The 13,802-nt window shown below is 39.1% G+C and carries 13 protein-coding genes; 11 read left to right on the forward strand and 2 right to left on the reverse strand.

Annotation, left to right across the window (positions count from 1 at the left end; genetic code table 11):
- Positions 1-13: 13 nt before the first annotated feature.
- Positions 14-616 (reverse strand): ribosome biogenesis GTP-binding protein YihA/YsxC, encoded by a 603-nt coding sequence (yihA, locus tag VKY50_RS02325; RefSeq protein WP_324298442.1) that lies wholly within the window; start codon positions 614-616, stop codon positions 14-16.
- Positions 617-625: 9 nt separating this feature from the next.
- Positions 626-1,390 (reverse strand): alpha/beta fold hydrolase, encoded by a 765-nt coding sequence (locus tag VKY50_RS02330; protein WP_324298445.1) that lies wholly within the window; start codon positions 1,388-1,390, stop codon positions 626-628.
- Between the two features lie 279 nt (positions 1,391-1,669).
- Here VKY50_RS02330 and mraZ point away from each other — a divergent pair, with 279 nt between their 5' ends.
- From mraZ to VKY50_RS02385, 11 genes are read left to right on the forward strand one after another with little or no spacing between them, the layout of a single operon-like run.
- Positions 1,670-2,152, forward strand: coding sequence for a division/cell wall cluster transcriptional repressor MraZ (gene mraZ, locus VKY50_RS02335; RefSeq protein ID WP_414652273.1), 483 nt, complete (start codon positions 1,670-1,672; stop codon positions 2,150-2,152).
- Positions 2,139-3,035 carry a 16S rRNA (cytosine(1402)-N(4))-methyltransferase RsmH gene (rsmH, locus tag VKY50_RS02340; protein WP_324298449.1) on the forward strand — a complete coding sequence of 299 codons (897 nt, stop codon included), beginning with the start codon at positions 2,139-2,141 and terminating at the stop codon, positions 3,033-3,035. The genes mraZ and rsmH overlap by 14 nt, the downstream gene beginning before the upstream one ends.
- 5 nt (positions 3,036-3,040) lie before the next feature.
- Positions 3,041-3,361 (forward strand): FtsL-like putative cell division protein, encoded by a 321-nt coding sequence (locus VKY50_RS02345; protein ID WP_324298451.1) that lies wholly within the window; start codon positions 3,041-3,043, stop codon positions 3,359-3,361.
- Positions 3,362-3,363: 2 nt separating this feature from the next.
- The gene (locus VKY50_RS02350) at positions 3,364-5,361 is read left to right on the forward strand and encodes a penicillin-binding protein (protein WP_324298453.1); all 1,998 of its coding nucleotides are present in this window, start codon (positions 3,364-3,366) and stop codon (positions 5,359-5,361) included.
- Positions 5,358-6,839 (forward strand): UDP-N-acetylmuramoyl-L-alanyl-D-glutamate--2,6-diaminopimelate ligase, encoded by a 1,482-nt coding sequence (locus tag VKY50_RS02355; RefSeq protein WP_324298455.1) that lies wholly within the window; start codon positions 5,358-5,360, stop codon positions 6,837-6,839. Before VKY50_RS02350 ends, VKY50_RS02355 begins: the two co-directional genes overlap by 4 nt.
- A 29-nt stretch (positions 6,840-6,868) precedes the next feature.
- Positions 6,869-8,098, forward strand: a complete 1,230-nt coding sequence (mraY, locus tag VKY50_RS02360) for a phospho-N-acetylmuramoyl-pentapeptide-transferase (RefSeq protein ID WP_324298457.1) — start codon at positions 6,869-6,871, stop codon at positions 8,096-8,098.
- A gap of 2 nt (positions 8,099-8,100) precedes the next feature.
- Positions 8,101-9,432 (forward strand): UDP-N-acetylmuramoyl-L-alanine--D-glutamate ligase, encoded by a 1,332-nt coding sequence (murD, locus tag VKY50_RS02365; RefSeq protein ID WP_324298459.1) that lies wholly within the window; start codon positions 8,101-8,103, stop codon positions 9,430-9,432.
- 12 nt (positions 9,433-9,444) lie between these two features.
- Positions 9,445-10,647 carry an FtsW/RodA/SpoVE family cell cycle protein gene (locus VKY50_RS02370; protein WP_324298461.1) on the forward strand — a complete coding sequence of 401 codons (1,203 nt, stop codon included), beginning with the start codon at positions 9,445-9,447 and terminating at the stop codon, positions 10,645-10,647.
- Entirely contained in the window at positions 10,634-11,743 is a 1,110-nt protein-coding gene (gene murG, locus VKY50_RS02375) for an undecaprenyldiphospho-muramoylpentapeptide beta-N-acetylglucosaminyltransferase (protein WP_324298463.1), read from the forward strand. The genes VKY50_RS02370 and murG overlap by 14 nt, the downstream gene beginning before the upstream one ends.
- Positions 11,744-11,745: 2 nt before the next feature.
- Positions 11,746-13,098, forward strand: coding sequence for a UDP-N-acetylmuramate--L-alanine ligase (gene murC, locus VKY50_RS02380; protein ID WP_324298465.1), 1,353 nt, complete (start codon positions 11,746-11,748; stop codon positions 13,096-13,098).
- The gene (locus VKY50_RS02385; protein ID WP_324298467.1) at positions 13,082-13,801 is read left to right on the forward strand and encodes a cell division protein FtsQ/DivIB; all 720 of its coding nucleotides are present in this window, start codon (positions 13,082-13,084) and stop codon (positions 13,799-13,801) included. Before murC ends, VKY50_RS02385 begins: the two co-directional genes overlap by 17 nt.
- Position 13,802: the final 1 nt, after the last annotated feature.

The raw sequence follows: 13,802 nt of genomic DNA on the forward strand, positions 1-13,802 counted from the left end.
GGTTGATTTATTGTTATTGAATTTGCTTGTTGATCTGATCGATGTAATCTAGCAATTCCTCTCTTCCAGTCCTATTGGAGGAGGAAGTGATAAAATAATTAGGAGCTTCTTCCCACATATCATCAAGCATTGTTTGAAGATAGGTCTGAACATTGCGCTCAATGGCCTTCGGTTTTAATTTGTCCGCTTTAGTGAAAACTATAGAAAAAGGGATCTGATTTTCTCCAAGCCACTGCATGAACTCCATGTCAATAGTTTGAGGGCTGTGCCTTATATCAATCAGAATAAAAGCAGAGACCAACTGTTTGCGCTGTGAAAAATAGGAGGTTATAAATTTTTGAAATTTACCTTTAGTTGTCTTGGAAACCTTCGCATAACCGTATCCTGGTAAATCTACCAAAAACCAATTTCCATTGATTTTAAAATGATTAATCAGCTGTGTTTTTCCAGGTTTTCCAGAGGTTTTAGCAAGACTTTTTCGCTCTGTTAGCATATTGATAAGGGAGGACTTTCCTACATTTGAGCGCCCTATAAAAGCGTATTCTGGCAAGGGCTCATTAGGGCACTTGCCTACATCGGTATTGCTAATAACAAAGGTTGCTGATTTAATCTGCATGCTGCGGATTTAGAAATTACGTTCTTTAAGCCATTTATGTAAGATTGCATTAAATTCTTTAGGGTGTTCCATCATCGGAGCGTGGCCACACTTTTTGATCCAGTAAAGATCCGAATCAGGTAAAAGTTCATGAAACTCCATGGCTACATCTGGTGGCGTTACGTTGTCATTCTCACCCCAGATAATACAAGTAGGGGTGTGCATATGTGGAAGGTCTTTTGACATATTGTGCCGTATAGCGCTTTTGGCAATTGCAAGGGTTTTGATTAGTTTGCTTCGATCGTTGACAGTGGCATACACTTCATCTACAATTTCTTTGGTGGCTACCTTTGGATCATAAAATACTTCTTCGGCCTTTTTTTTCATAAACTCATAATCACCTCGCTTAGGATAACCATCACCCATGGCGCTTTCATATAATCCAGAACTGCCAGTGATCACTAGCGCCTTTATTTTATTAGGAAATAGCTTTGTGTGTAAGAGTCCAATGTGTCCTCCAAGAGAATTTCCTAACAAAATGACTTCTTCAAATCCTTTGTGCGCTATAAACTTATCAAGGTTTACTGCAAAACTCTTTACATTGGTCTTTAGCAACGGCATAGTATATATTGGAAGTTCGGGGATTAATACTTTGTAACCATTAGCGGAAAAATAAGCAGCTACATCATCAAAATTACTGAGTCCACCCATTAGTCCATGTAGTACAATCATAGGTGTGCCTTCTCCCACTTCTAAGTAAGTAAATTTACCTTCCTTCTTTAAATCGTGTACCATTAAGGGGTTGTTACATTTCTTCGGAAACAAATATAGCGAATTAGGATATATTTTGTAACATTTCTCAGGGCATGCTGTGAATTAAATGTGAAACACTACACATTAAATGTCTTATCTCCTTTTAAGTCAGTTATTAACAATTTTGAATACTCCAATTTTACTGGAGCTCCCATAGAAACTAAAGAATTTATCAACAAAGTGGTAAAAAGTGGTAAAAAGTGATTATTAGTGGTAAATATTTCTCTATATTTGAAAAGTAAACATTTAAAGGAGGTTGACTTGATCCAATTTTCGGAAGAATATGAGTGTAAGGCAGATAGCAAGGGGCGCATCATGATGCCATCTTCACTGCGCGCTAAACTGGCGCCCGTCTTGGGTGATGGTTTGGTGTTAAAACGCTCGATTTTTCAAAAATGCCTTGAGGTGTATACCATGGCGGCCTGGGAAAAAGAAATGAAGCAGGTAGCTAAGTTAAATCGTTTCGTTAAAAAGAATAATGATTTTATTAGGCAATTTACCGCTGGAGTTCGAGTTGTTGAGATCGATTCGAGTGGAAGATTGAGTATGCCAAAGAACTTGATCGCTTTTGCAGGTATCGAAAAGGAAGTAGTGCTTTCCGAATCGATCGATCGTATTGAGATTTGGGATAAGCAGCGTTATTACGATGTTTTAGATCAGGGTGCGGATTCGTTCTCTGATTTAGCAGAAGAAGTTATGGGAGGTTTTGAAATAGAGCAGGAAGATGGAGATGGAGTATCATAAACCAGTGTTGCTACATGAGACTGTCGATGGCCTTAATATTAAGGAGGACGGCGTCTATGTAGATGTTACCTTCGGAGGAGGAGGTCATTCGAAAGAGATTTTAAACCGTTTGGGGTCAAAAGGGAAATTATTTGGTTTTGATCAGGATGAGGATGCAAAGCAGAATGCGCTTGAAGATGAGCGTTTTGCGCTGATTCCACAGAACTTTAGATATATTAAACGTTTTTTGAAATTTTATGGAGTGCAGCAAGTCGATGGGATCTTAGGGGACTTCGGCGTGTCATCGCATCAATTTGACGTTCCTGAGCGTGGGTTTTCAACACGCTTTGATGCGAACCTCGATATGAGAATGAGCAAGCAAAACACTCTGAGCGCATATGATGTGGTAAATACATATGAGCAAGGAGAGCTTAAACGTGTCTTTGGTCTGTACGGCGAACTAAAAAATGCGGGCAGCATCGCCGCGGCTATAGTTGAAAAACGTGCTGAACAACCGATAATGACTACTGAGGAATTAAAGGATGGTTTACGAAAATTTTTACCTCCTTATAGGGAGAATAAAATATTAGCCCAACTTTATCAAGCGATTCGAATAGAGGTTAATCAAGAGGTAGCTGTATTAAGAGAGTTTCTTCTGCAGACACCAGAATTAGTTAAAAAAGGAGGGCGATTGAGTTTGATAAGTTACCATTCTTTAGAGGATCGCTTAGTAAAGCGTTTTATAAGGAGTGGAAAGTTTGAAGGGGAAGTTGAAAAGGATTTTTACGGGAACCCGCTGGTTCCATTTAAAAAAATTTCGGGATTGATCGTACCTTCTAAAGAAGAAATTGAAGTAAATAGTAGAGCGAGAAGCGCCAAATTGCGAATTGCTGAAAAACTATAAATGAAATGAGAAAGGGAATTCTGGACATATTAAAAGGGAAGTTTTTAGTCAGTGATGACGCGATAAAGAACTGGAGGTTTATTTTGTTCGCTTCCATCTTGGCTGTGATCATGATTTCTAGTGCGCACAATGCGGATAAGAAGGTTCATGAACTGGCCAAATTAAATGACAGAGTACTGGAGCTACGCAGTGAGTTTGTGGATATACGTACACAGGTTCAACAAGTGCGATTGGAGTCCCATATTACCTCAAAAGTGGAATCTATGGGGTTAAAACCATCATTGAATCCACCTAAAAAAATTAAAGTAGTAGGAGATAATAAGTAAATATGCCAGTAACGGATAAATCCATATTGAGTCGATTGTATTTTGTGGCAGGTTGTATGTTTCTGCTCGCATTGGCTATTGGTGTAAAACTTGTTAGTATCCAGTTCATTGACGGTGATAAATACAGGGCGCTTTCTCAAAAACGTACCATAAAGAATTTTACCATAGAGCCTAAGCGGGGAAACTTGTATTCTGATGATGGGAGTCTGCTAGCTACTTCGGTTACCAAGTACGACATTCGTTTCGATGCCCTTACCCCTAGTAGGGCAGTATTTGAAGAACATATAAAACCATTGTCCGATTCGCTCTCTAAGGTTTTAGGTAGACCATCCTCGTATTATCAGAATTTGATGAAAGAGGCTAGAGTGGAAAAAAACCGGTATTTGCTAATTGCTCGTGATTTAGGTTACACAAAATATATGCGGATCAAGGGATTTCCAATGTTTAATTTGGGGCCATATAAAGGTGGTTTTATAGTAGAGCAAGAAACGCAACGTGAGTATCCTCTTGGCGGTATTGCACATCGCAGTGTAGGATATGAAAGAGAAAACGGCCCAAGTGTTGGTCTCGAAGGGGCTTTTGGACAATTTTTAAGAGGAGAGGAAGGGCATCGCTTAAAGCAAAAAATTGCTCAAGGACAGTGGAAGCCTATTACGGATTATAACGAAGTAGAGCCGAAGGATGGTTATGATGTGGTCTCGACGATTAATGTCAATATTCAGGATATCGCCCACCATGCTTTACTAGCACAGTTAGAAAAGTACAAAGCAATGCACGGAACCGTGGTTGTTATGGAGGTTAAAACTGGAGAGATTAAAGCTATTTCCAATTTAGGAAGAACAGCTAATGGAAAATATTTTGAGCGTTTAAACTACGCTGTAGGGGAATCCCATGAGCCTGGATCAACTTTCAAATTGTTCTCAATGATAGCTGCTTTGGAGGATCATGCAGTAGATACCAGCGATGTCATTGATACTGGAAAAGGGGTGATATCTTTTTACGGAAAAAAGGTGAGAGATTCAAAATGGGGTGGCTATGGTGAGCTGTCTGTTTCGGATGTTTTAGTGCGTTCTTCCAATGTCGGGATCGTTAAAATTATTGATGATTTCTACGGCGATCAGCCTGAGAAATTTGTCAACCGTCTTTACAATATGGGACTTAATGATAAATTAGGTCTAGCAATAAAAGGAGAAGGGGCGCCTTATATTCCTCATCCAAATGATAAGGAACGCTGGAGTGGTATTACGCTACAATGGATGGCTTATGGGTATGGGGTGTCTATGACCCCACTTCAAACCTTGGCTTTTTACAATGCCGTTGCAAATGGCGGAGAGTTGTTAAAACCTAGACTTATTAAAGAAGTTCGTGATTGGGATAAGGTAATTCATAAATTCGATAAGGAGGTTTTGAACCCTTCCATTTGCTCGAAAGAAACCCTCAAAAAGGTGCAGGCCATGCTGGAGAACGTGGTTAAATCTAAGCATGGGACTGGACACGGATTGTACTCTGAAAATTTTTCCATGGCCGGGAAGACAGGTACGGCACAGAAAAATTATGCTGATAAGAGTAAGCTAAAATACATCTCCAGTTTTGCTGGTTACTTTCCAGCGGATGAACCTAAATATTCCTGTATCGTAGTAATTCACGAGCCCGATAAAGGAGTGGGTTATTACGGAGCGGATGTTTCAGGGCCCGTATTTAAAGCCATCGCTCAGAAGATATACATTAATTCACCACTGATTGATACCATTGATGAATTAAACAATGCTGATGAGGATCTATTAAAAGATTATAAATCCTACTACGCCAAGCTTAAGCAAAACAATACCACTGTTCCTAATGTTAAAGGAATGAGCGGAATGGATGCAGTTTCCATTTTAGAAAACTTAGGACTTAGAGTTAAGATTCAAGGGTCTAACGCGGGGACTGTTCAAAGTCAGTCTCTAGAGAGTGGAGTTAAAGTAGAGTCAAATAAAACTATAGTATTAAAGCTAACGTGATTGTATTAAAGGACATATTGTACAAGGTTAAAATCGATGCCGTTTACGGCAATACCGATACCCTTATAAATGCGGTACATTTCGATTCTAGGAAGGTTTCCCTAGATGATGTTTTTGTGGCGGTTCCAGGTACCACAGTGGATGGTCATGATTATATCACCAAGTCTATTGAGAGTGGCGCCATTGCTGTTATTTGTGAACGTATGCCTGCTGAACTCATTAATGGGGTGACCTATATAAGTGTTGAGAATGCGCATCACGCATTGGCTATTATGGCCTCTAACTTTTATGATAACCCTTCTAAGAAACTAAAACTAATAGGGGTCACTGGTACTAATGGAAAGACAACCGTTGCTAGTTTATTGTACGAGCTCTTTAAAAAAGCAGGATATAAAACAGGCCTTCTCTCAACTGTTAAGGTAATGGTTGGCCAGGACAGGCACCCTGCCACTCATACCACACCAGATCCAATGGCCATCAATGGGTATTTGAAGTCCATGAATTTGGCTGGAGTTGAATACTGCTTTATGGAAGTGAGTTCTCATGGTATTGATCAACAACGGACGGCAGGTCTTGAGTTTGTAGGGGGAGTGTTTAGTAATTTAACACATGACCACTTAGATTACCACCACAGTTTTGCAGCCTATCGGGATGTTAAGAAAAGATTCTTCGATGAGCTTTCACCAAAGGCTTTTGCACTGGTGAACGTGGATGATAAAAATGGGGCTTTCATGTTTCAAAATACCAAAGCAAAAAAAGTAACCTATGCTTTAAAAAATTATGCCGATTACAAGGCTCAAATACTTGAAAATCAATTCAATGGTTTGCTATTGAAAATTGACAACAATGAGGTTTGGTCTAAGTTAATCGGAAATTTCAATGCTTATAATCTACTGGCAGTTTATGCAGTAGCAGTGGAGCTTGGATTGGAAAAAATGGAAGTGCTACAGTATTTAAGTGAACTAGAGAGCGTAGGTGGACGGTTTGAGTATTTTATTTCACAAAATGAAATTACGGCTATTGTGGATTACGCCCACACACCTGATGCTTTGAAAAATGTCTTAGAAACCATTAACACGATTCGAACTGGTAATGAGAACTTGATCACAGTAGTGGGCTGTGGAGGTGATCGTGATGCCGCCAAGCGACCTTTAATGGCCAATATAGCGGCCTCATTAAGTAATAAAGCCATTTTTACCTCAGATAATCCTAGAACAGAAGATCCTGAAAAGATTTTGCAAGAAATGGAGGCGGGTGTTCAGCCTCAGTTTTATAATAAAACCCTCACCATTTTGGATAGAAGACAAGCAATACGAACTGCTTGTCAACTAGCACAAAAGAAAGATATTATATTAATTGCAGGGAAAGGACATGAGAACTATCAAGAGATAAATGGTGTTCGAAAAGAATTTGATGATATGAAGATTGTAACAGAACTATTAAATAATATGAATCAGCATTCTCAAGGGAATGCATAATGTGATAATTAAAGGATAGAGGATAACCTATGTTGTATTATTTGTTTGAATTTTTAGAAAATGAATATGATTTTCCTGGAGCAGGACTGTTTCAGTTCTTGACCTTTCGGGCTGCTGCTGCGGTGTTGTTGTCTCTATTGATCTCCACCATTTTCGGTAAGCGAATCATCAATTATCTAAGATTACAGCAAATTGGAGAAAGCGTAAGGGAGTTAGGTTTGCAGGGACAGTCTCAAAAAGCTGGCACACCTACCATGGGAGGGATCATAATTATCCTCTCTACCCTGATCCCTGTATTATTGTTTTCTAAACTGGATAATATTTATATTATAATTCTCATCGTGACCACACTTTGGATGGGTGTGATCGGATTTGTGGATGATTATATCAAAATATTTAAAAAGGACAAGGAAGGTTTAAAAGGGAAGTTTAAAATTCTCGGGCAAATTGGAGTTGGAATCATTGTGGGAGCCACCCTTTATTTTCATCCTCAGGTAACTGTTAAGGAAGAGCTTAGACTTAGCAATGCCACCGAGGTAGTTTCTACAGGAACCAAGACCGAATACGGAAAAGAAGAGAAATCCACCAAGACAACGATACCTTTTGTGAAAAATAATGAGTTTGATTATGCCATGCTTGTTCAGTGGCTTGGAGATAATTATAAAAGCTATGCTTGGCTAGTGTTTATTCCAGTGGTTATTTTCATCATAACTGCCGTGTCAAACGGCGCTAATCTAACTGATGGAATTGATGGTCTGGCAGCTGGGACCTCGGCCATTATAGTAATTACCTTAGGTATTTTCGCTTGGGTCTCTGGTAATATCATATTTTCTGATTATTTAAACATTATGTATATCCCTAGGGCAGGTGAAATCACCGTTTTTATAGCAGCTTTCGCCGGGGCGCTTGTAGGGTTTTTATGGTATAATGCCTTTCCAGCCCAGGTTTTTATGGGGGATACAGGAAGTTTGACCATAGGTGGGATTATCGCCGTAATTGCGATCGCTATTCGAAAAGAATGGTTAATCCCTATAATGTGTGGAATTTTCCTAGCAGAGAATTTATCAGTGGTATTACAGGTAAGTTATTTTAAGTATACCAAGAAAAAATTTGGAGAGGGACGACGTGTGTTTTTAATGGCACCTCTTCATCATCACTACCAAAAGAAAGGATACCACGAGAGTAAGATCGTGACTCGATTTTGGATTGTGGGCATATTGCTAGCTATTATTACCATTGTCACCCTAAAACTCAGATAGAGATGCGGTTAGTAGTATTAGGAGGTGGTGAGAGCGGGGTTGGTAGCGCCATATTGGCGAAAAAACATGGATTTGATATTTTTCTTTCTGACAAAGGGAAGATCAATGATCACTATAAAAACGTTCTTGAGGATATTGGAATTAATTGGGAGGATGAAAGGCATACCGAATCAGTTATTTTAAAAGCTGACTTGGTTATAAAGAGTCCCGGGATCCCGGATAGTTCGCCGCTGATTATAAAGCTCAATGAGCTCGGTGTGCCAGTTATTTCTGAGATTGAGTTTGCATCCCGCTATACGGATGCTATGCTGATCGGGATTACAGGTAGTAATGGAAAGACCACCACTACGATGCTGACCAATCATTTGTTATCAACTGGTGGATTGCAGGTAGGAATGGCTGGAAATATTGGAGATAGTTTTGCGAAAATGGTCGCTCAGAAAGACTTAGCTTACTACGTGCTTGAAATTAGCAGTTTTCAGCTTGATGGGATCGAGAGGTTCGCACCTCATATTGCTGTTATAACAAATATAACTCCAGATCACTTGGATCGTTATGATTATAAGTTTGATAATTATATCGATTCGAAATTTAGAATCACTATGAATCAGACCGCAGCGGACTACCTGATCTATGATGGTGATGATCCAGTGATTACAACGTGGTTAAAAGTAAACAAAACACAGGCCCGACTTCTTCCATTTTCCATAGAAAAGAAGCTTGAACAAGGCGCATATTTAGAAGATAATAAAATAGTAATAACGATAGATAAACACCATTTTCAGATGTCAACAGATACTTTAGCACTCGAAGGAAAACATAATGTCAAAAATGCAATGGCCGCTTCAACAGTAGCTCAATTGCTAAAAATTAGAAAGGCAACTATTCGTGAAAGCCTAGAGAATTTTCAAGGTGCAGCGCACCGGTTGGAAAAAGTGCTAAAAATTCATAATGTACATTACATAAATGATTCTAAGGCTACCAATGTCAACGCAACTTATTATGCCCTAGATAGCATGAATACTCCTACAGTATGGATCGTTGGAGGTCAAGATAAGGGAAATGATTATCTAACCCTTATGCCCCTTGTTAGAGAGAAGGTCAAAGCCATCGTTTGTCTAGGGTGGGATAATGCTAAGATCATTGAAACTTTTGGTAGTGTGGTTGAATTTATAGTGGAGACTACCTCTATGGAAGATGCTGTTAGAGTAAGCAAAGAAGTTGCACAACCAGGTGATACAGTGTTATTGTCACCAGCCTGTGCTTCGTTTGACCTGTTCATGAATTATCAAGATAGAGGGGATCAGTTTAAAGAGCAAGTAAGAAAATTATAATCGTATAAACACGTGCAGGAGATTTTTAAAAATATCAAGGGAGATAAAGCGATTTGGGCTGTAGTGGCACTTTTGGCCTTGTTTTCCTTTTTACCAGTGTACAGTGCTAGCACCAATCTTGTTTATGTGGTCGGTAGTGGGACGACATTTGGTTACCTGCTAAAACATGGTTTTTTATTACTACTTGGTCTTGGGATTATTTATGCGATTCATCAAATTCCTTATAATTATTTCAAGGGATTATCGATCATCGCCATGCCAATCACAATTTTATTATTGATATATACCTTGGCTCAAGGTACCACTATTGGTGGGGCGAATGCCAGTAGATGGATACAAGTGCCTTTTGTTGGAATAAGTTTTCAGCCTTCTACCTTGGCAAGTATTGTGTTGTTAACACATGTGGCTAGATATCTTTCTAAAATTAAAGATCAAACGATTCGTTTTAAAGATAGTATCCTGCCGCTTTGGATTCCTGTATTTGTGTTTTTAGCATTGATACTTCCTGCGAATTTTTCTACCACGGCTATCTTATTTTTCATGGTACTTGTACTATGCTTTTTAGGAGGCTATCCATGGAAGTATCTAATGGGAGTAGTGGGAGTAGGGATTGTAGTTTTAAGTATGTTTGTTCTTACGGCGAAGGCATTCCCAGGATTGTTTCCAAATAGGGTAGATACTTGGATAAATCGGGTGGAGAATTTTGCTGATGGTAAGGATACTGGAGAGGATTACCAGATAGAGCGAGCTAAAATTGCCATAGCTACTGGCGGAGTGGTCGGTGTAGGGGCAGGAAAGAGTATTATGAAGAATTTCTTACCTCAGAGTTCTTCAGATTTTATTTATGCAATTATTGTAGAGGAGTATGGTTTAATTGGCGGTTTTGTCATCATAGCCATATATCTCCTATTGCTTTTTAGAATCATTATTGTGGCTCATAAGGCCAATTCGACCTTTGGGAAATTGTTGGTCATTGCTGTTGGGCTGCCCATCGTCTTTCAGGCTTTTATAAATATGGCTGTGGCGGTGGAGCTATTGCCTGTTACGGGTCAAACGCTACCCTTGATAAGTAGTGGAGGAACATCCATATGGATGACTTGTTTGGCCATCGGAATTATTTTGAGCGTTAGCTCAAAAAGACAAGAAGAATTAGAATTAAAAGAACAAGATATAGATAATCAAAATCCGTTAGACATCCTAAGTGAGCAGTTATAGATTCATATTATCAGGTGGAGGAACTGGAGGACATATTTATCCAGCGATTGCTATAGCCAAGGAGCTAGAAGTACGGTACCCTGATGCCAAATTTCTATTTGTTGGTGCCAAGGATAAGATGGAGATGGAAAAAATTCCTCAAGCAGGATATGAAATTAAGGGCCTATGGATTTCTGGGTTGCAGCGTAAGTTTACGTTTAAAAACCTAATGTTTCCATTTAAACTAATTCATAGTTTGATAGTATCTAGATCCATCATAAAGGACTTTAAACCAGATATGGTAATTGGTACGGGAGGTTATGCAAGTGGTCCTTTATTAACCGTTGCGTCCTCAAAAGGAATTCCATGTGCGGTGCAGGAACAGAATTCATTTCCTGGTATTACCAATAAAGTACTGGGAAAAAAGGTGCAGAAGATCTTTGTAGCCTATCATGGATTGGAGCGTTATTTTCCAAAGGAGAAAATCGTAATTACAGGGAACCCAGTTCGGCAAGATTTGTTGAATCTTACTAACTACAAGACTGAAGAGGAAGGGTTTTTTAGTCAAAACAACGATCGTAAAACCCTCTTTGTCATGGGGGGGAGTCTAGGGGCTAGAAGGGTTAATCAATTAGTAGAAAAGCAGCTAAACTTTTTCAAACAACACAACGTACAAGTTATATGGCAGTGTGGAAAGTTGTACTATCCAGAATATAAAAAGTATCACGGTGAGTTTGTAAAGGTATATGATTTTATAAATGACATGAAGTTAGCTTATGTCAGCAGTGATTTCATCATTTCTCGCTCTGGGGCTATTTCGGTATCTGAATTGGCCTTAGTAGGCAAACCAGTATTTTTTATCCCCTCTCCAAATGTGGCTGAGGATCATCAGACAAAAAATGCGAAAGCTGTAGTGGATAAAAAAGCAGCGATCTTATTGCTGGAGGATCAGTTGGATGTTGCATTTGAAGATGCATTTTTAAAGGTACTCAGCTGCGAGGAATTGCAACATTCCCTTGGTGAGAATTTTAAAGCTTTAGCCTTGCCCAACGCAACTAAAGATATTGTAGATCATTTAGAACAATTATTAAAAAATAGAAAAGCAGCACAGTCATAACGATGGATTTAAAACAAACACATAACGTCTACTTTATTGGTATTGGAGGCATCGGAATGTCTGCACTAGCGCGTTATTTTAAATTCATTGGTAAAAACGTTGCTGGTTATGATCGTGTTGCGAGTCAAATTACCGATGAACTTATACAGGACGGCATCACAGTTTGTTTTGAGGATAATGTGGCATATATTGCGGATGGGTTTAAAGATCCGAATCATACTTTGGTAGTGTATACCCCTGCCGTTAATAACAATTCGCAGTACGAGTATTTCAATAGTAATGGTTTTACCATAGAGAAAAGAGCTGCAGTACTGGGTAGGATTACCAAAGATTCTTACTGTTTTGCAGTGGCAGGTACTCATGGTAAAACAACCACTAGTACTATTTTGGCCCATTTGCTGCACGAGACTAAAACGCCTATAACGGCGTTCTTAGGAGGCATATCTGAGAATTTTAATAGCAATTTTCTCATTGAAGGATCACAATATACGGTCGTCGAAGCCGATGAGTTTGACCGCTCTTTTTTACAACTTTCCCCAACGGTAGCCTGTGTGACATCTATGGATGCCGACCATCTGGATATATATGGTGATAAGGAAAGTCTGACCAAGGCCTTTAATGAATTTGCAGCGCGATTAAAAGATGGGGGACAACTATTTGTTCGATATGGCTTACCGCTAAAGGGAGCGACATTTGGATTTGAAGATGAGGCTGACTATTCAGCTCAAAATATAACGATAACTGACTCAACCTACCAATTTGATTTTAAAACACCCTATGAAACATTATCAAGGGTGAGGTTTAACAAGCCTGGTAAGCATAATTTGTTAAACGCACTGGCAGCAATGGCAATGGCGACAACTCTAGGCACCCCCCTTGGTCACATTGCCAAAGCTTTAGAGACCTTTAAGGGAATTAAACGCAGGTTTACCTATCATATCAATGAAAGGGATCTTGTTTATATTGATGATTATGCACACCACCCCACGGAAATAGAGGCGGTGCATCAAGCTGTGAGATCCGCTCACCCCGATAAGAAGGTTACTGTGGTATTTCAACCACATTTATATAGTAGAACAAAGGATTTTGCCCAAGAATTCGCCAAGAGCTTAGCCGATTTTGATGAAATAATCTTACTGGACATTTACCCTGCCCGAGAGCAACCCATAGAGGGCGTAGACTCCGATTGGCTCCTTAACTTAATCAACCACAGTTGTAAGCATAAGGTTGCAAAGGAGCAACTTTGCGAGGTACTGCATAAAAGTACATCCAAAGTTTACCTCACTTTAGGCGCAGGAGATATAGGACAAGAAGTTAATTCCATAAAAAAAGTGTTAAGTGAAAAAGTATATTGATTTTATAAAAATATCCCTTGCAGTTCTCGGACTTGTATTTCTGTTTTCTTTCTCAAATATAAGAAATAATAACAGGGTATTGCCGATGAAAACTTCGGTGGAATTTTTAAATGATGACGCTCACTTTATTACCCGTAGTACGGTTAATAAATTGTTGATACAAAATAGGGACTCTGCTTCGGTGATAACCAAAGATCAATTAGTTTTGAGTAAAGTAGAAGAATCGCTCAATGCTCATAGTATGGTAGAACATGCCGATGTGTATGTGACTATAAATGGGGAGATTGGAGCCAAAGTACGTCAACGCACCCCAATTGCAAGGGTCATTGGCGAGCAGGGGTATTATATGGATTCGTATGGAGAAAAGATGCCATTATCACCAGTGCATTCGGCAAGAGTTCCACTAATTACTGGGGATGATGTTGATAAGTCATGGTCATCTTTGTATGAATTGGTGAAATATATCCATGAAGATGATTTTTTGAAAAAGACAATAACGGGGATTCATTTAAAAGACCAGCATTTTGAATTAGCGCTTAGAGAGGAAGATTTCACTCTTTTTATCGCTAGAGTAGATAAATTGGATTTAAAGTTTAACAACTTTAAAGCCTTCTATCAAAAGGGTAGAAATGACAAAACTCTAGCAAAGTATAAAATGGTAAATCTCAGTTTTGATAATCAGGTAGTGTGTACCAAAAAGTAAG

Origin of the sequence: Galbibacter sp. (assembly GCF_035306585.1) — a bacterium.
Lineage (GTDB): Bacteria > Bacteroidota > Bacteroidia > Flavobacteriales > Flavobacteriaceae > Galbibacter.

Coding starts and splice junctions, on each gene's coding strand:
- yihA (WP_324298442.1), bottom strand. CDS start 616: ATGCAGATTAAATCAGCAACCTTTGTTATTAGCAATACCGATGTAGGC.
- VKY50_RS02330 (WP_324298445.1), bottom strand. CDS start 1,390: ATGGTACACGATTTAAAGAAGGAAGGTAAATTTACTTACTTAGAAGTG.
- rsmH (WP_324298449.1), top strand. CDS start 2,139: ATGGAGTATCATAAACCAGTGTTGCTACATGAGACTGTCGATGGCCTT.
- VKY50_RS02345 (WP_324298451.1), top strand. CDS start 3,041: ATGAGAAAGGGAATTCTGGACATATTAAAAGGGAAGTTTTTAGTCAGT.
- VKY50_RS02350 (WP_324298453.1), top strand. CDS start 3,364: ATGCCAGTAACGGATAAATCCATATTGAGTCGATTGTATTTTGTGGCA.
- mraY (WP_324298457.1), top strand. CDS start 6,869: ATGTTGTATTATTTGTTTGAATTTTTAGAAAATGAATATGATTTTCCT.
- murD (WP_324298459.1), top strand. CDS start 8,101: ATGCGGTTAGTAGTATTAGGAGGTGGTGAGAGCGGGGTTGGTAGCGCC.
- murC (WP_324298465.1), top strand. CDS start 11,746: ATGGATTTAAAACAAACACATAACGTCTACTTTATTGGTATTGGAGGC.